This is a genomic window from Streptococcus mitis (genome assembly GCF_946190065.1).
GTDB classification, from domain to species: Bacteria; Bacillota; Bacilli; order Lactobacillales; family Streptococcaceae; genus Streptococcus; species Streptococcus mitis_DE.
Genome location: NZ_CAMHZD010000005.1, coordinates 104,451 through 119,517, shown reverse-complemented (window position 1 = coordinate 119,517; position 15,067 = coordinate 104,451). Strand labels below are relative to the sequence as shown.

At 42.2% G+C, this 15,067-nt stretch carries 13 protein-coding genes, 17 tRNA genes and 1 pseudogene; 28 read left to right on the top strand and 3 right to left on the bottom strand.

The genetic code is table 11. The annotated features are described in order from the left end of the window. Positions 1 to 80: 80 nt before the first annotated feature. The 17 genes from OCF96_RS03950 (at position 81) to OCF96_RS03870 (ending at position 1,585) form a co-directional block, all read left to right on the top strand. Positions 81 to 153: transfer RNA gene (locus OCF96_RS03950), tRNA-Val, on the top strand. Positions 154 to 155: 2 nt separating this feature from the next. Further along, a tRNA-Asp gene (locus OCF96_RS03945) sits at positions 156 to 228 on the top strand. A gap of 24 nt (positions 229 to 252) precedes the next feature. Further along, a tRNA-Lys gene (locus OCF96_RS03940) sits at positions 253 to 325 on the top strand. Between the two features lie 5 nt (positions 326 to 330). After that, positions 331 to 412, top strand: a tRNA-Leu gene (locus OCF96_RS03935). Positions 413 to 430: 18 nt separating this feature from the next. Continuing rightward, positions 431 to 503 (top strand) — tRNA-Thr (locus OCF96_RS03930). A gap of 22 nt (positions 504 to 525) precedes the next feature. Further along, positions 526 to 597, top strand: a tRNA-Gly gene (locus OCF96_RS03925). Between the two features lie 7 nt (positions 598 to 604). Then, positions 605 to 690 (top strand) — tRNA-Leu (locus OCF96_RS03920). An 11-nt stretch (positions 691 to 701) separates the two neighbouring features. Then, a tRNA-Arg gene (locus OCF96_RS03915) sits at positions 702 to 775 on the top strand. 15 nt (positions 776 to 790) lie between these two features. Beyond that, positions 791 to 864: transfer RNA gene (locus tag OCF96_RS03910), tRNA-Pro, on the top strand. A 5-nt stretch (positions 865 to 869) separates the two neighbouring features. After that, a tRNA-Met gene (locus OCF96_RS03905) sits at positions 870 to 943 on the top strand. 13 nt (positions 944 to 956) lie between these two features. Continuing rightward, positions 957 to 1,030: transfer RNA gene (locus tag OCF96_RS03900), tRNA-Ile, on the top strand. 12 nt (positions 1,031 to 1,042) lie between these two features. Then, positions 1,043 to 1,132: transfer RNA gene (locus tag OCF96_RS03895), tRNA-Ser, on the top strand. Between the two features lie 10 nt (positions 1,133 to 1,142). Continuing rightward, positions 1,143 to 1,216 (top strand) — tRNA-Met (locus OCF96_RS03890). Between the two features lie 3 nt (positions 1,217 to 1,219). Further along, positions 1,220 to 1,292, top strand: a tRNA-Phe gene (locus tag OCF96_RS03885). A 20-nt stretch (positions 1,293 to 1,312) separates the two neighbouring features. Next, a tRNA-Gly gene (locus tag OCF96_RS03880) sits at positions 1,313 to 1,383 on the top strand. Positions 1,384 to 1,417: 34 nt separating this feature from the next. Next, positions 1,418 to 1,491, top strand: a tRNA-Ile gene (locus tag OCF96_RS03875). Between the two features lie 6 nt (positions 1,492 to 1,497). Continuing rightward, positions 1,498 to 1,585, top strand: a tRNA-Ser gene (locus OCF96_RS03870). A gap of 185 nt (positions 1,586 to 1,770) precedes the next feature. On the opposite strand, the gene birA is transcribed toward OCF96_RS03870, so the two are convergent. Then, the gene (gene birA / locus OCF96_RS03865) at positions 1,771 to 2,706 is read right to left on the bottom strand and encodes a bifunctional biotin--[acetyl-CoA-carboxylase] ligase/biotin operon repressor BirA (RefSeq protein ID WP_023946033.1); all 936 of its coding nucleotides are present in this window, start codon (positions 2,704 to 2,706) and stop codon (positions 1,771 to 1,773) included. Between the two features lie 282 nt (positions 2,707 to 2,988). Between birA and OCF96_RS03860 the strand changes: the two genes are divergently transcribed. The 5 genes and pseudogenes from OCF96_RS03860 to OCF96_RS03840 all read left to right on the top strand — a co-directional run bounded on the left by OCF96_RS03860 (position 2,989) and on the right by OCF96_RS03840 (position 7,252). Then, positions 2,989 to 4,182, top strand: coding sequence for an O-antigen ligase family protein (locus OCF96_RS03860; RefSeq protein WP_049516413.1), 1,194 nt, complete (start codon positions 2,989 to 2,991; stop codon positions 4,180 to 4,182). Between the two features lie 144 nt (positions 4,183 to 4,326). Next, on the top strand, positions 4,327 to 4,770 hold the full coding sequence (locus OCF96_RS03855; protein WP_020903524.1) for a MarR family winged helix-turn-helix transcriptional regulator: 444 nt from the start codon (positions 4,327 to 4,329) through the stop codon (positions 4,768 to 4,770). Positions 4,771 to 4,804: 34 nt separating this feature from the next. Next, positions 4,805 to 4,996, top strand: a pseudogene (locus OCF96_RS03850) (nuclear transport factor 2 family protein); the annotation flags it as partial. Between the two features lie 14 nt (positions 4,997 to 5,010). Continuing rightward, the gene (locus tag OCF96_RS03845; RefSeq protein WP_004259046.1) at positions 5,011 to 5,739 is read left to right on the top strand and encodes an ATP-binding cassette domain-containing protein; all 729 of its coding nucleotides are present in this window, start codon (positions 5,011 to 5,013) and stop codon (positions 5,737 to 5,739) included. Continuing rightward, positions 5,732 to 7,252: an ABC transporter permease/substrate-binding protein gene (locus OCF96_RS03840; RefSeq protein ID WP_033684815.1), complete on the top strand. Its 1,521-nt coding sequence runs from the start codon at positions 5,732 to 5,734 to the stop codon at positions 7,250 to 7,252. Before OCF96_RS03845 ends, OCF96_RS03840 begins: the two co-directional genes overlap by 8 nt. A 137-nt stretch (positions 7,253 to 7,389) precedes the next feature. On the opposite strand, the gene OCF96_RS03835 is transcribed toward OCF96_RS03840, so the two are convergent. Beyond that, positions 7,390 to 7,926, bottom strand: a complete 537-nt coding sequence (locus OCF96_RS03835; protein WP_020903532.1) for a TetR/AcrR family transcriptional regulator — start codon at positions 7,924 to 7,926, stop codon at positions 7,390 to 7,392. A 126-nt stretch (positions 7,927 to 8,052) separates the two neighbouring features. On the opposite strand from OCF96_RS03835, the gene OCF96_RS03830 reads away from it, so the two are divergent. From OCF96_RS03830 to OCF96_RS03820, 3 genes are all read left to right on the top strand, one after another. After that, positions 8,053 to 8,943, top strand: a complete 891-nt coding sequence (locus tag OCF96_RS03830; protein WP_000645152.1) for a cation diffusion facilitator family transporter — start codon at positions 8,053 to 8,055, stop codon at positions 8,941 to 8,943. A 334-nt stretch (positions 8,944 to 9,277) separates the two neighbouring features. After that, positions 9,278 to 9,631: a stress response transcriptional regulator NmlR gene (gene nmlR / locus OCF96_RS03825; RefSeq protein WP_001022624.1), complete on the top strand. Its 354-nt coding sequence runs from the start codon at positions 9,278 to 9,280 to the stop codon at positions 9,629 to 9,631. Beyond that, the gene (locus OCF96_RS03820; RefSeq protein ID WP_004259103.1) at positions 9,632 to 10,669 is read left to right on the top strand and encodes a zinc-binding dehydrogenase; all 1,038 of its coding nucleotides are present in this window, start codon (positions 9,632 to 9,634) and stop codon (positions 10,667 to 10,669) included. It begins immediately after the preceding gene. 67 nt (positions 10,670 to 10,736) lie between these two features. On the opposite strand, the gene galR is transcribed toward OCF96_RS03820, so the two are convergent. After that, positions 10,737 to 11,738, bottom strand: coding sequence for a DNA-binding transcriptional regulator GalR (gene galR / locus OCF96_RS03815; RefSeq protein WP_004259105.1), 1,002 nt, complete (start codon positions 11,736 to 11,738; stop codon positions 10,737 to 10,739). A gap of 163 nt (positions 11,739 to 11,901) precedes the next feature. Here galR and OCF96_RS03810 point away from each other — a divergent pair, with 163 nt between their 5' ends. From OCF96_RS03810 to OCF96_RS03800, 3 genes are all read left to right on the top strand, one after another. Beyond that, positions 11,902 to 13,080 carry a galactokinase gene (locus tag OCF96_RS03810; protein ID WP_261250194.1) on the top strand — a complete coding sequence of 393 codons (1,179 nt, stop codon included), beginning with the start codon at positions 11,902 to 11,904 and terminating at the stop codon, positions 13,078 to 13,080. An 18-nt stretch (positions 13,081 to 13,098) separates the two neighbouring features. Next, the gene (locus tag OCF96_RS03805; RefSeq protein WP_261446465.1) at positions 13,099 to 14,580 is read left to right on the top strand and encodes a UDP-glucose--hexose-1-phosphate uridylyltransferase; all 1,482 of its coding nucleotides are present in this window, start codon (positions 13,099 to 13,101) and stop codon (positions 14,578 to 14,580) included. A 69-nt stretch (positions 14,581 to 14,649) separates the two neighbouring features. After that, the gene (locus tag OCF96_RS03800; RefSeq protein WP_000651224.1) at positions 14,650 to 15,054 is read left to right on the top strand and encodes a PaaI family thioesterase; all 405 of its coding nucleotides are present in this window, start codon (positions 14,650 to 14,652) and stop codon (positions 15,052 to 15,054) included. Positions 15,055 to 15,067: the final 13 nt, after the last annotated feature.

Below are 15,067 nucleotides of genomic sequence, written 5' to 3'. Positions count from 1 at the left end.
CGAACACAGAAGTTAAGCCCTAGAACGCCGGAAGTAGTTGGGGGTTGCCCCCTGTGAGATATGGAAGTCGCTTAGCTCTAGGGAGTTTAGCTCAGCTGGGAGAGCATCTGCCTTACAAGCAGAGGGTCAGCGGTTCGATCCCGTTAACTCCCATAGGTCCCGTAGTGTAGCGGTTATCACGTCGCCCTGTCACGGCGAAGATCGCGGGTTCGATTCCCGTCGGGACCGTTTAAGATAACGGAAGTTATTTTAGACTCGTTAGCTCAGTTGGTAGAGCAATTGACTTTTAATCAATGGGTCACTGGTTCGAGCCCAGTACGGGTCATATATGCGGGTTTGGCGGAATTGGCAGACGCACCAGATTTAGGATCTGGCGCTTAACGGCGTGGGGGTTCAAGTCCCTTAACCCGCATTAAGATAAAATAAATGAGCCGGCTTAGCTCAGTTGGTAGAGCATCTGATTTGTAATCAGAGGGTCGCGTGTTCAAGTCATGTAGCCGGCATTTTTAGATAGAAGAAAACAGTGCGAACGTAGTTCAGTGGTAGAACACCACCTTGCCAAGGTGGGGGTCGCGGGTTCGAATCCCGTCGTTCGCTTAGAGAGGCCGGGGTGGCGGAACTGGCAGACGCACAGGACTTAAAATCCTGCGATTGGTAACGATCGTACCGGTTCGATTCCGGTCCTCGGCATAAACTAATGAGCACCCTTAGCTCAACTGGATAGAGTACCTGACTACGAATCAGGCGGTTAGAGGTTCGACTCCTCTAGGGTGCATTTTTCTATTTAACTCGGGAAGTAGCTCAGCTTGGTAGAGTACTTGGTTTGGGACCAAGGTGTCGCAGGTTCGAATCCTGTCTTCCCGATATATGGCGGTGTAGCTCAGCTGGCTAGAGCGTCCGGTTCATACCCGGGAGGTCGGGGGTTCGATCCCCTTCGCCGCTATAATGATCTTGTTGGACCTTTAGCTCAGCTGGTTAGAGCTCTCGGCTCATAACCGAGTGGTCGTAGGTTCAAGTCCTACAAGGTCCATTTGAATAGTATGGAGGATTACCCAAGTCCGGCTGAAGGGAACGGTCTTGAAAACCGTCAGGCGTGTAAAAGCGTGCGTGGGTTCGAATCCCACATCCTCCTTTTGTATTAACGCGGGATGGAGCAGCTCGGTAGCTCGTCGGGCTCATAACCCGAAGGTCGTAGGTTCAAATCCTGCTCCCGCAATAAGGCTCGGTAGCTCAGTTGGTAGAGCAATGGATTGAAGCTCCATGTGTCGGCGGTTCGATTCCGTCTCGCGCCATTTTTACTTATAGTGTGTATGCGGGTGTAGTTTAGTGGTAAAACTACAGCCTTCCAAGCTGTTGTCGCGAGTTCGATTCTCGTCACCCGCTTTGAACTTTGTTCAAATTACCAAGTTTTTAACTTGGGCGCGTAGCTCAGGTGGTTAGAGCGCACGCCTGATAAGCGTGAGGTCGGTGGTTCGAGTCCACTCGTGCCCATTAATAGGAGAATTACTCAAGAGGCTGAAGAGGACGGTTTGCTAAATCGTTAGGTCGGGTAACTGGCGCAAGGGTTCGAATCCCTTATTCTCCGTTTTATTGAGAGTTTATAACTCTTTTTTTATATTTTTAAGAATAGTAGAATAAAAACTTCAGATTTGTAAAACTTAATTGGATTACTTATCTGAAGTTTTTTTTCGCTCTTTGTCAACTGTAGTGGGCTGCAGAAAAGCTAAAATCTTTATATATTGTTGATTTTATGGTTGTGCTTGTTTATTACTACTTCCAACTCTTGAGTGAAATTTCTCCGCTATTGAGCCAGATTTCTTTTCCGTTATCACATTGAACTAAAAGTTTTCCACTTTCAGAGATATCTTTAGCAAGTCCCTTGTGGTCTTTTTGATCTAGTGTGAAAGTCACTTCTTTTCCTAGAACGAATGACTGTTTTTTATATAGGTATAATAACTCATCTGCTGGCGTTTTGAAGAAAGAACGCCAGATTTCTATGATTAATTCATTTCTGGTAATAGGTGCTGGAGCTTTGAATAAACTAGCAGCTTTTTCTTTCAATTCTTGAGGGAAGTCTTTGATAGTAAAGTTGATTCCTACTCCAATAATGATATCTGTGACTAAGCCAGTTTCTACTGACGTCATTGCTTCAGTGAGGATTCCTCCAATTTTATGATTTTTGAGGTAGATATCATTGACCCATTTTATGTCGACATCTATTAAAGTTAGGTTCTTAATGGCTTTGTAGATAGCTCCTGCTACAAGTAGTGTGTAGGATGGTAATTGGTCATAGGGAAGATTTGGTTTGAGATGGAGTGTCATATAAATGCCACCTTGGGGTGAGTAGAAAGAACGTTGAAAACGGCCTCGGCCAGCTGTTTGATAGGAAGCTAGATAGAGGGTGTTTGCTTCATTTCCTAAATCAATTGCTTCTTTTGCATCGAGTTGTGTTGATCTTGTTTCGGGTTTAAAACTGATTTTAATTGGAAGATTTTGTTCTAGAAGTTCTGGAAGAATAAGATCCCCATTCACCAGTTTATAGCCTTTGTTTTTGATACTATCAATTTCAATGCCTTCTTGTTCTAAACGCTTGATGGCTTTCCAAATTGATGTTCGGGTCAGTGATAGTTCTTCTGCGATTTTTTCTCCGCTGACATAGTCGGTTTCTTTAGTTAGAATTTGGTAGACGGCTTGGTAGGATTTCATATTGTTTCCTTTCTTTAGCAATTGTAAATGATTTAAATATAGTTTGGATAGTTGGTCAAAACTTTATTATATTACTACTATTTTAACATATACCTAGTCTTTACGGTATGATTTCCTTATAGTAAATCTAGTCATTAAGTTTGAGTTTTGAAATATCAGTATTTTTGCTCCCTTTTTTACCTAGTAAACGTTTCCTTTGTTTTCAAATTGCTAAAAAAGTGGTACAATATAGGGTAGCTTACTATTATCTGAATCAATTGATTTGGAGAGAAAGGATTCATTTTGAAATCAATAGGCTTTATTGAAAAGCTGAAAGGGTTGTCTAGTAAAGAGCTGATTTTATTGGGAATTATCCTGAGTATCTTTTTACCCTTTTATCTTTTTGTAGTTGTATTCTGTTTATATATTATCAGTTTAATTTTTACAGGGGATATGAAAAGTATTCTTCAGAAAATGGGGGAGCATCCGATGCTGCTTCTTTTTCTTGGCTATAGTACTGTTATATCCGTTTTTGCACAAAATTGGATGGGTCTTGTGGCTTCGGTAGGAATTTTTCTTTTTACTATTTTCTTTTTGCACTATCAGTCGATTTTATCACATAAATTCTTTCGCTTGATTTTGCAGCTCGTCTTATTTGGTAGTGTATTGTCAGCTGCTTTTGCGAGTTTAGAGCATTTCCAAATTGTGAAGAAATTCAACTATGCTTTTCTTTCACCCAATATGCAGGTCTGGCATCAGAATAGAGCAGAAGTGACCTTCTTTAATCCTAATTATTATGGAATTATTTGTTGTTTCTGTATCATGATTGCCTTCTATCTGTTTACAACGACCAAGTTGAATTGGTTGAAAGTATTCTGTGTGATTGCAGGCTTTGTGAATCTCTTTGGTTTGAACTTTACTCAAAATCGAACTGCCTTTCCTGCTATTATCGCTGGAGCAATCATCTATCTCTTTACGACCATTAAAAACTGGAAGGCCTTTTGGCTTAGTATTGGGGTCTTCGCGATTGGCTTGAGTTTCCTCTTTTCTAGTGATTTGGGAGTTCGGATGGGGACTTTGGATTCTTCTATGGAAGAGCGCATTTCTATCTGGGATGCTGGGATGGCCTTGTTTAAGCAAAATCCTTTTTGGGGTGAGGGGCCATTGACCTACATGCACTCTTATCCTAGGATAAATGCTCCTTATCATGAACATGCTCACAGTCTATATATCGATACGATTCTGAGTTACGGAATTGTGGGGACTATTTTATTAGTTTTGTCTTCTGTTGCTCCTGTTCGATTGATGATGGATATGAGTCAGGAGTCGGGGAAACGTCCGATTATCGGTCTTTATCTGTCTTTCCTTACAGTGGTTGCTGTACATGGAATTTTTGACTTGGCCCTCTTCTGGATTCAGTCAGGTTTCATTTTCTTACTAGTTATGTGCAGTATTCCGTTGGAGCATCGAACTTTGGTATCGGACATGACGGATTAAGTTTATAAGATTAAAATCTTCTACCTTGGGTAGGAGATTTTTTTACTGGGAAAAATTATTTCCAAATCGAAATAGTTGACAGTTAGAACGATGAGTGTTACAATTGTTTTATTCTTTTCGATATCGAAATAAATTGGAGGTGTTATGAAGGATAGTCATTTGCTAGCCCATCATATTCGTTTGTTGAATGGGCGGATTTTTCAAAAGTTACTGAGCCAAGACCCTGAAGCTCTTTATCGGAGTGAGCAGGGCAAGATTTTAGCGGTTTTATGGAATAGTGAAACTGGCTGTGCAACTGCAACAGATATTGCGCTTGCGACTGGGCTTGCTAACAATACACTGACGACGATGATTAAAAAACTAGAGGAACAAAATCTTGTAGCTATTAGTCCATGTGGAGAAGATAAGCGTAAGAAGTATTTGGTTTTAACAGAGTTGGGGCAGTCTCAGAAAGAAGTGGGGTATCGTGTCAGTCAGAAATTGGATACGATCTTTTACAAAGGATTTTCAGAGGAAGAAATTCGTCAGTTTGAAGCCTTTCAAGAAAGAATTTTGGATAATCTGAAAGAGGAGGAAAATGAGGTTTAGAATATAGCAAATTAGCTGTTTATAAGTAAAGACCACTTTTGACTTTGTTTTCCAACTCTTAGGACAAGGAAACTATGTGGTTAGCTATGGTCAGACTCAGATTGGTGGAGTTGCCTATGCCCAGTATGACATCTTCCGTCTAGAAAACGGGAAAATTGTGGAACATTGGGATAATAAGGAAGTCATGCCTAAGGTAGAAGACTTGACCAATAGAGGGAAGTTTTAAATTGAGGATACAGAATGATTGAATACAAAAATGTGGCGCTACGCTACACAGAAAAAGATGTCTTGAGAGATGTTAATTTACGGATTGAGAATGGCGAGTTTATGGTTTTAGTTGGTCCATCTGGATCAGGTAAGACGACCATGATCAAGATGGTCAACCGCCTCTTGGAACCGACTGATGGAAATATTTATATGGATGGCAAGCGTATCAAAGACTATGATGAGCGTGAACTTCGTCTTTCTACTGGTTATGTTTTACAGGCCATTGCTCTCTTTCCAAATCTAACGGTTGCTGAAAATATTGCCCTGATTCCTGAGATGAAGGGCTGGACTAAGGAAAAAATTGCTCAGAAAACAGAAGAGCTTTTGGCCAAGGTTGGCTTGCCAGTAGCTGAGTATGGGCATCGTTTACCTAGTGAACTATCTGGTGGGGAGCAACAGCGTGTTGGAATTGTACGGGCTATGATTGGTCAGCCTAAGATTCTCCTCATGGATGAACCTTTTTCGGCTCTTGATGCTATTTCGAGAAAACAGTTGCAGATTCTGACGAAAGAATTGCATAAAGAATTTGGGATGACAACGATTTTTGTAACCCATGATACGGATGAAGCTCTGAAATTGGCGGACCGTATTGCTGTCTTGCAGGATGGAGAGATTCGTCAGGTGGCGAATCCCGAGACGATTTTAAAAGCTCCTGCAACAGATTTTGTAGCAGACTTGTTTGGAGGTAGTGTACATGACTAATTTAATTGCAACTTTTCAGGATCGTTTTAGTGATTGGTTGACAGCTCTATCTCAACATTTGCAGTTGTCACTTTTGACCTTGTTGCTGGCCATCTTTATAGCGATTCCCTTGGCTGTTTATCTTCGATATCATGAGAAGTTAGCGGATTGGGTCTTACAGATTGCAGGGATTTTCCAGACCATCCCGTCTCTGGCCTTGTTAGGGCTCTTTATTCCCTTGATGGGAATTGGAACCTTGCCGGCTTTGACAGCTCTAGTGATTTATGCGATCTTTCCGATTTTACAAAATACCATCACTGGACTCAAGGGAATTGATCCAAGTCTACAAGAGGCTGGGATTGCCTTTGGGATGACTAGGTGGGAGCGTCTCAAGAAGTTTGAAATTCCACTTGCTATGCCTGTTATGATGTCTGGGATTCGGACGGCAGCGGTCTTGATTATCGGTACGGCAACCTTGGCGGCCTTGATTGGTGCAGGGGGACTGGGTTCCTTTATCCTTTTGGGAATTGACCGTAATAATGCCAGTCTGATTTTGATTGGGGCACTTTCTTCCGCAGTGCTTGCCATTGCCTTTAACTTCCTACTAAAAGTGATGGAAAAGGCAAAATTGCGGACGATTTTCTCTGGTTTTGCCTTGGTGACCATATTGCTTGGTTTGTCTTATAGTCCAGCTCTTTTGGCTCAAAAAGAGAAAGAAAACTTGGTTATTGCTGGGAAATTGGGACCGGAACCAGAAATTTTGGCCAATATGTATAAACTCCTTATTGAAGAAAATACCAGCATGACTGCGACTGTTAAACCGAATTTTGGGAAAACAAGCTTTCTTTATGAAGCTTTGAAAAAAGGCGATATTGACATCTATCCTGAATTTACTGGTACGGTGACTGAAAGTTTGCTGCAACCATCACCTAAAGTGAGTCATGAGCCAGAGCAGGTTTATCAGGTGGCGCGTGATGGTATTGCCAAACAGGATCATCTAGCCTATCTCAAACCCATGTCTTATCAAAATACCTATGCTGTAGCTGTTCCAAAAAAGATTGCTCAAGAATATGGCTTGAAGACCATTTCGGACTTGAAAAAAGTGGAAGGGCAGTTGAAGGCTGGATTTACACTCGAATTTAATGACCGTGAAGATGGAAATAAGGGCTTACAATCAATGTATGGTCTCAATCTCAATGTAGCTACCATGGAACCAGCCCTTCGCTATCAGGCTATTCAGTCAGGTGATATTCAAATCACGGACGCCTATTCGACTGATGCGGAATTGGCGCGTTATGATTTGCAGGTCTTGGAAGATGACAAGCAACTCTTCCCACCTTATCAAGGAGCTCCACTGATGAAAGAAGCTCTTCTCAAGAAACATCCAGAGTTGGAAACAGTTCTCAATAAATTGGCTGGTAAAATTACTGAAAGCCAGATGAGCCAGCTCAACTACCAAGTCGGTGTTGAAGGCAAGTCAGCAGAACAAGTAGCCAAGGAGTTTCTACAAGAACAAGGTTTGTTGAAGAAATAGCTTGAAAAGCTAAACTCAACTTGGTTAAACGACAATATAGAAGAACGCTCAGACAATGTCGTCTGGGCTTTTTTGATTATTGAAAAGATAAAAAACTCAGTAGCCTAGAAATAAGGCAACCGAGCTTTAATCTGTATTCAATTTTTAGGAATGAGAAGGTCTAGATAAAATTGGACAACTTCCTGGTCTGTAAAGTCTTGCCCTCTTTTGAGCCACCAGGTCAATGTCTCGATAAAGTTGGACATGACTAAGTGTTGGAGGTAAGAAGGAGGCAGACTTGGGTGAGCTTTTTTCAACTTATCAGCCAGCACGGAATAGACATGGTGTTCTAGCTCTTTATGGAGTTGACGGAGGAAGTAGTCATTTTTTGAAAATAGTAGACTAGTGATATGGTCTTGGTTTTTTTGAAAGTGAAGAAAGAGATGGGAGAGATAATCCTCGATTGAAATGGATTGCTCTCTTTCAAAGAGGTGATGGAAGAGGCCGCGGCAAAGTTCGTCCAGAAGTAGTTCCTTACTCTCATAGTGACAGTAAAAGGTGGATCGTCCCACATCTGCGAGATCAATGATATCCTGAACGGTAGTGGATTCGTAACCCGTATCGTTTAAAAGTTGTAGAAAAGCTTGATAGATGGCTTTTTTTGTTTTGCTGATACGGCGGTCAATGGTAGTCATATGGACACTTGAGGCAAATTGTTCAGAACTGAATAAAGCTGACGTTTTGCTTCTATCCTTTCTTTGAGTTTTAGTGGATAATGAACAAGGTATTCATAAATCTATTATAACAAAGGAATGAGAAAGATGAAGGCAAAATATACTGTTTGGGTAGCTTTTTTCTTAAATTTAAGCTATGCTATTGTTGAGTTTATCGCAGGAGGAATCTTCGGTTCAAGTGCTGTTCTTGCTGATTCTATCCATGACTTGGGAGATGCTATAGCAATCGGCATATCGGCCTTTTTAGAAACAATCTCAAATAGAGAAGAAGATAGGCAATACACCTTGGGTTACAAGCGATTTAGTCTTTTAGGGGCCCTAGTGACTGCTGTGATTCTTATCACAGGATCCATTCTAGTGATCTTGGAAAATATAACTAAACTTTTGAATCCACAGCCCGTTAATGACGAAGGCGTCCTCTGGCTAGGAATCATTGCAGTCAGTATCAATGTGCTAGCTAGTCTAGTAGTTCGTAAGGGAAAGACAAAGAACGAGTCAATTCTGAGCCTGCACTTTTTGGAAGATACTCTAGGTTGGTTGGCTGTCATTCTAATGGCGATTATCCTCCGATTTACAGATTGGTATATCCTTGATCCGCTCTTATCGCTTGTCATTTCCATCTTCATTCTAACAAAAGCTATTCCTCGATTTTGGAGCGCACTCAAGATTTTCCTGGATGCTGTGCCAGAAGGACTAGAGACAGGTGATTTGGAGAAGGATTTGGAGGCTCTGACCAATGTCAAAAGTGTCAATCAACTTAGCATTTGGTCCATGGATGGTCTAGAAAATAATGCTATTATCCATATCTGTTTAGAGGATTGGGAGGAGATGACGGAAACAAAGAATCAAGTACGTCAGCTCTTAGAAGAAAGAGGTGTGCAGAATATTACTATCGAAGTGGACACCAGTCAAAGCAATCATGCGCAACATAAGCGAAAGGTAACAGCCTTAGGGCAATCCCATGGGCATCAACACTAGAAAAAGCGGCTGAGACAAAACTCAATTTCAAGAGAAAATGAAGTAAATCTTCATACAAAAAAACGTATAGTATCAAGGGTTTTCAATGTCTGATACTATGCGCTTTTTGCTTTTAAAGACTTTTTTTTCCAGTTTCTTTGGTATCATATTTGAAAGACGCTTTCCCCAACCTCTTTCTTTGATTGATGAAAAGGTATGCTAATAAGAGAACTGATAATGATAAAAAATTTTTCGATTAGACGCAAAATGCTTGACTTGGAGTCAACTCAAAATTATATAATAAGATAAGTGAGTTAGAATAGCTTAAATTCAGTGAATGAGAGGAGGTTAGTGTATGAATATTAAATCTGCTAGTGACTTGTTGGGAATTTCAGCGGATACGATTCGGTACTATGAACGGGTTGGTCTTGTGCCACCGATTACTCGAACTGCAACTGGAATTCGTGATTTTCAAGATCATGATATTGAAGCTCTGGAATTTATTAAGTGTTTTCGTTCGGCAGGTGTCTCTGTAGATAGTTTAGTTGACTATATGTCTCTCTACCAAAAGGGGGATGAAACGCGAGAGAAAAGGCTTGGTATTTTAGAAGAGGAAAAGAAAAAATTAGAGGAGCGCTTGTCTCAGTTACAGGTGGCTTTAAATCGCTTAAATCTCAAAATTAAACTTTACAAGGAAGGAAAAATTTAAATGAAATCAGCAGTATATACAAAGGCAGGTCAGGTTGGTCTTGCTACAATTGAACGTCCGCAAATTATAGACGCAGATGATGCGATTATTCGTGTAGTTCGTGCGTGCGTTTGCGGATCGGATCTATGGAGGTACCGTAATCCAGAAACGAAAGCTGGACACAAAAATAGTGGACACGAAGCGATTGGGATTGTCGAAGAAACTGGGGAATCCATTACGACGGTGAAACCAGGTGACTTTGTCATTGTCCCTTTTACCCATGGATGTGGTGAATGTGATGCCTGTCTTGCTGGCTTTGACGGTTCTTGCGATAATCATATTGGTAATAACTTGGGAGGCGATTTTCAGGCGGAATATATTCGTTTTCACTATGCAAACTGGGCGCTGGTTAAAATCCCTGGACAACCTTCTGACTACACAGAAGGTATGCTAAAGTCCCTCTTGACTCTTGCAGATGTTATGCCGACAGGCTATCATGCGGCGCGTGTTGCTAATGTTCAAAAAGGGGATAAGGTTGTGGTCATTGGTGATGGTGCTGTAGGTCAATGTGCTGTCATCGCGGCGAAGATGCGTGGTGCGTCGCAAATTATCCTCATGAGTCGTCATGAAGATCGTCAAAAGATGGCTCTGGAGTCGGGTGCGACAGCTTTTGTAGCTGAGCGAGGTCAAGAAGGTATTGCCAAGGTGCGTGAAATTCTCAGTGGCGGAGCGGACGCAGCACTTGAATGTGTTGGTACGGAGGCTGCTGTAGAACAGGCGCTAGGTGTCCTTCATAATGGAGGGCGTATGGGATTTGTAGGAGTCCCACACTATAATAATCGTGCTCTTGGTTCGACATTTATGCAAAATATCTCTGTAGCAGGTGGGGCAGCTTCTGCGACAACATATGATAAGCAATTTTTACTAAAAGCCGTCCTTGATGGTGATATCAATCCAGGCCGTGTCTTTACTTCAAGCTATAAATTAGAAGATATTGATCAAGCTTATAAAGATATGGATGAACGTAAGACCATTAAGTCTATGATTGTGATGGCCTAAAAAAGAAAATCCTAATGGAGATTTGAGACTCTCTATTAGGATTTTTTGTCATTTTTAATTTGTGGAGTTATGGCAGAGTACTCTCTCTCAGAGTCAGTCTGGTTCCCAGCATGGTCAGGCTAGGGATTTTGCGACCGTGGAGTACTTCTTTATTAAGAATATCCATGCCTGCTCTGCCCATTTCTTCGGTATAGACGGTGATGCTGGAGAGGGGAGGATAGACTTGCTTGGTCAGGCTGGTGTCGTTAAAGGAAATAAGACTGACGCGGTCTGGCAGGTTGATTCCAGCTTCTTGGAGGGCACGGAGGGCACCGATAGCTAAACTATCGCTAGCTGCAAAAAATGCTGGTGGCAGTTGGTCTCCCAAACTCTGAATAGCCTCCTTCATCAAGTCATAGCCAGACTGGGCAGTAAAGCTTCCTTGAAAGACCAGTTCATCATGATAGATTCCCTTTGCTTGACTGTAGTTTCTAAAATTTTCCAGTCGCTTATCCTCAATGATTTCTTCTTGGTCGGTTGTTTCTTCAAGGCCTGTTAGAATCCCGATGCGGTCCATCCCTTGGCTGAGAAAATAATCGACAACCTGTTTCATGGCAGTGTAAAAGTCTGTGATAATGCAGGTATGTCCCAGGGAAAGTGTATCGCTGTCTAGAAATACAAGAGGCTTTTGGTATTCTTCAAAGGCAGAAATCTGAGCTCGGCTAAATTTTCCGATGCAGAGAATCCCAATTACTTCCTCGCTTAGGGTAAAAGGATGGTCATTAAAATAGCGCAAGATATCGTAGTCCAACTCTTGGGCTCTTTTTTCTATGCCTAGGCGAATCTGGTAGTAGTAGAGATCGTCTAGCTCCCCTTGTTCGCTGACCCATTGGATAATGGCAATCTTTTGCTTGGGCTTGTGGGACTCGCCTGTCTTGAGGTGCTTGGTGTAGCCCAGCTCTTCAGCAACAGTTAAAATACGGTGTCTGGTTTCTTCTGTAACAGATAGACTCTGGTCGCGATTGAGGACACGGGATACGGTCGCGATAGAGACAGAGGCTAGCTGTGCAATGTCTTTTAAGGTAGCCATAAATCCTCCTTGATTAGATTAGTATATCATATTTTTCTGCTTTTTACCGATAGTTTAGTAAAATTTTAGTAAAAAGGATTGACCTTGGAAAATCCCTTGGATACAATAGAAGAAAACGATTACACGTTAAGGTGACTTAACGGACAGTAAAAGGAGAAATCATATGACACAACATCTTACTGCTGAAACTCTTCGCAAAGACTTTCTTGCTGTTTTTGGTCAAGAAGCAGACCAAACTTTCTTTTCACCAGGTCGTATCAATTTGATTGGTGAACACACGGACTACAACGGTGGGCACGTTTTTCCAGCTGCTATTTCCTTGGGAACTTACGGTGCAGCTCGTAAGCGTGACGACCAAGTTTTACGTTTCTACTCAGCTAATTTTGAGGACAAGGGCATTATCGAAGTGCCTCTCGCTGACCTCAAGTTTGAAAAAGAGCACAATTGGACCAATTATCCAAAAGGGGTTCTTCATTTCTTGCAAGAAGCTGGTCATGTGATTGACAAAGGTTTTGATTTCTTTGTTTATGGGAATATCCCAAATGGTGCTGGTTTGTCTTCTTCAGCATCCTTGGAACTTTTGACAGGGGTCGTGGCAGAGCATCTCTTTGATTTAAAATTAGAGCGTCTCGATTTGGTTAAAATCGGAAAACAAACAGAAAACAACTTTATCGGAGTCAACTCTGGCATTATGGACCAGTTTGCTATCGGTATGGGTGCAGACCAACGTGCTATTTACTTAGATACTAACACTTTAGAGTATGATTTGGTACCACTTGATTTGAAGGACAATGTCGTTGTTATTATGAACACTAACAAACGCCGTGAATTGGCGGATTCTAAATACAATGAACGTCGTGCTGAGTGTGAAAAAGCAGTGGAAGAATTGCAAGTTGCTTTAGATATTCAGACCTTGGGTGAATTGGATGAGTGGGCCTTTGACCAATACAGCTATCTGATTAAAGATGAAAATCGTTTGAAACGTGCTCGCCATGCTGTGCTTGAAAACCAACGTACCCTCAAAGCTCAAGTAGCCCTTCAAGCAGGAGATTTGGAAACATTTGGTCGTTTGATGAATGCGTCACACGTTTCTCTGGAGCATGACTATGAAGTAACTGGTTTGGAATTGGATACTCTTGTTCACACAGCTTGGACACAAGAAGGTGTTCTCGGTGCTCGTATGACAGGGGCAGGTTTTGGTGGATGTGCCATTGCCTTGGTTCAAAAAGATACTGTTGAGGCTTTTAAGGAAGCTGTAGGCAAACACTACGAGGAAGTAGTTGGCTACGCTCCAAGCTTCTATATCGCTGAAGTTGCAGGTGGCACTCGCGTCCTTGACTAGTTAAAAGGAGGCTCTATAGTGACCTTAGTAGATAAATTTGTAACACAGGTCATTTCTGAAAGTTCATTTGAGGAAATGGATCGAATCTACCTGACCAATCGTGTCTTGGCACGAGTGGGAGACGGTGTTTTGGAAGTTGAGACGGATCTGGATAAAGTGATTGACCTCAAGGACCAGCTGGTTGAGGAAGCCGTTCGATTAGAGATGATTGAGGATAGTCAGACTGCACGTGAAATCCTTGGTGCTGAACTGATGGACTTGGTGACTCCTTGTCCGAGTCAGGTCAATCGTGACTTCTGGGAAACCTATGCCCACTCTCCTGAGCAATCGATAGAGGATTTTTACCAACTCAGTCAGAAAAATGACTACATCAAACTCAAGGCCATTGCTAAAAATATTGCTTATCGTGTTCCATCTGATTACGGTGAACTTGAAATTACCATCAACCTCTCTAAGCCTGAAAAGGATCCCAAAGAGATTGCGGCAGCCAAGTTGGTGCAAGTTAGTAATTATCCTCAGTGTCAGCTTTGTCTAGAGAATGAGGGCTACCATGGTCGGGTCAACCACCCAGCTCGCAGTAACCACCGTATTATCCGTTTTGAAATGGTTGGTCAGGAGTGGGGCTTCCAGTATTCGCCCTATGCTTACTTTAATGAGCACTGTATTTTCTTAGATGGCCAGCATCGTCCCATGGCCATTAGTCGTCAGAGTTTTGAACGTCTGTTGGCTATCGTAGAGCAGTTTCCAGGATATTTTGCTGGATCTAATGCCGACTTGCCGATTGTGGGGGGCTCTATTCTAACTCATGATCACTATCAAGGAGGTCGTCACGTATTTCCTATGGAATTGGCTCCCTTGCAAAAGTCTTTCCGATTTGCTGGTTTTGAGCAGGTCAAGGCTGGAATTGTCAAGTGGCCTATGTCAGTGTTGCGTTTGACTTCGGATTCCAAAGAGGATTTGACCAACTTGGCTGACAAGATTTTACAGGAATGGCGTCAGTATTCAGATCCTAGTGTGCAGATTTTAGCTGAGACTGATGGGACACCGCATCACACCATCACACCGATTGCGCGTAAACGCGATGGACAGTTTGAGTTGGACTTGGTTTTACGAGATAATCAAACATCGCCAGAGCATCCTGATGGTATCTATCATCCCCACAAGGATGTCCAACATATCAAGAAGGAAAATATCGGTTTGATTGAGGTCATGGGCTTGGCAATCCTGCCACCACGTCTGAAAGAAGAAGTGGAGCAAGTTGCTAGCTATCTTGTAGGAGAAGCTGTTACAGTTGCCGATTATCATCAGGAATGGGCAGACCAACTCAGAGCCCACCATCCAGATCTAACGGATAAAGAAAAAGCCCTTGAAATCGTCAAGGACTCTGTGGGTACTATCTTTGCGCGTGTACTTGAGGATGCAGGAGTCTACAAGCAGACAGAACAAGGACAGGCGGCCTTTATGCGATTTGTGGAGCAGGTCGGAATTTTGCCAGACTAGGAGCTTTCTCCTTGCACAGTCCTATAAAAAGTAGTATCATAGTGTCGTTTGAAATATCAGGAGGAAACGATGAAAGATTTTCATTTTGACGCTATATCTGCCTTTGAAAATTACGAAATTGAACAAATGAGAGATGGTCACGTTGTGGTGACGACCAAAGTAGTGGACTCGTCGCTCAACTACTATGGCAATGCTCATGGTGGCTATCTCTTTACCCTTTGTGACCAGATCAGTGGTTTGGTGGTTATCTCGCTAGGATTAGACGGAGTGACGCTCCAATCCTCTATCAACTACCTCAAAGCAGGAAAACTTGATGATGTGCTGACTATTAAAGGAGAATGTGTCCATCAAGGTCGCACAACCTGTGTGGTGGATGTGGATATCACCAATCAAGAAGGCAGAAATGTCTGCAAAGCAACCTTTACCATGTTTGTCACAGGCCAGAGGTCAGAAGAAAGACAGGTAAGGATATAGAAAAAAGAGGTCT

Bases quoted from the DNA above. Each gene is read 5' to 3' on its own strand.
- birA (WP_023946033.1), bottom strand. From the start codon at position 2,706: ATGAAATCCTACCAAGCCGTCTACCAAATTCTAACTAAAGAAACCGAC.
- OCF96_RS03855 (WP_020903524.1), top strand. From the start codon at position 4,327: ATGAAGGATAGTCATTTGCTAGCCCATCATATTCGTTTGTTGAATGGG.
- OCF96_RS03845 (WP_004259046.1), top strand. From the start codon at position 5,011: ATGATTGAATACAAAAATGTGGCGCTACGCTACACAGAAAAAGATGTC.
- OCF96_RS03840 (WP_033684815.1), top strand. From the start codon at position 5,732: ATGACTAATTTAATTGCAACTTTTCAGGATCGTTTTAGTGATTGGTTG.
- OCF96_RS03835 (WP_020903532.1), bottom strand. From the start codon at position 7,926: ATGACTACCATTGACCGCCGTATCAGCAAAACAAAAAAAGCCATCTAT.
- OCF96_RS03830 (WP_000645152.1), top strand. From the start codon at position 8,053: ATGAAGGCAAAATATACTGTTTGGGTAGCTTTTTTCTTAAATTTAAGC.
- nmlR (WP_001022624.1), top strand. From the start codon at position 9,278: ATGAATATTAAATCTGCTAGTGACTTGTTGGGAATTTCAGCGGATACG.
- OCF96_RS03820 (WP_004259103.1), top strand. From the start codon at position 9,632: ATGAAATCAGCAGTATATACAAAGGCAGGTCAGGTTGGTCTTGCTACA.
- galR (WP_004259105.1), bottom strand. From the start codon at position 11,738: ATGGCTACCTTAAAAGACATTGCACAGCTAGCCTCTGTCTCTATCGCG.
- OCF96_RS03810 (WP_261250194.1), top strand. From the start codon at position 11,902: ATGACACAACATCTTACTGCTGAAACTCTTCGCAAAGACTTTCTTGCT.
- OCF96_RS03800 (WP_000651224.1), top strand. From the start codon at position 14,650: ATGAAAGATTTTCATTTTGACGCTATATCTGCCTTTGAAAATTACGAA.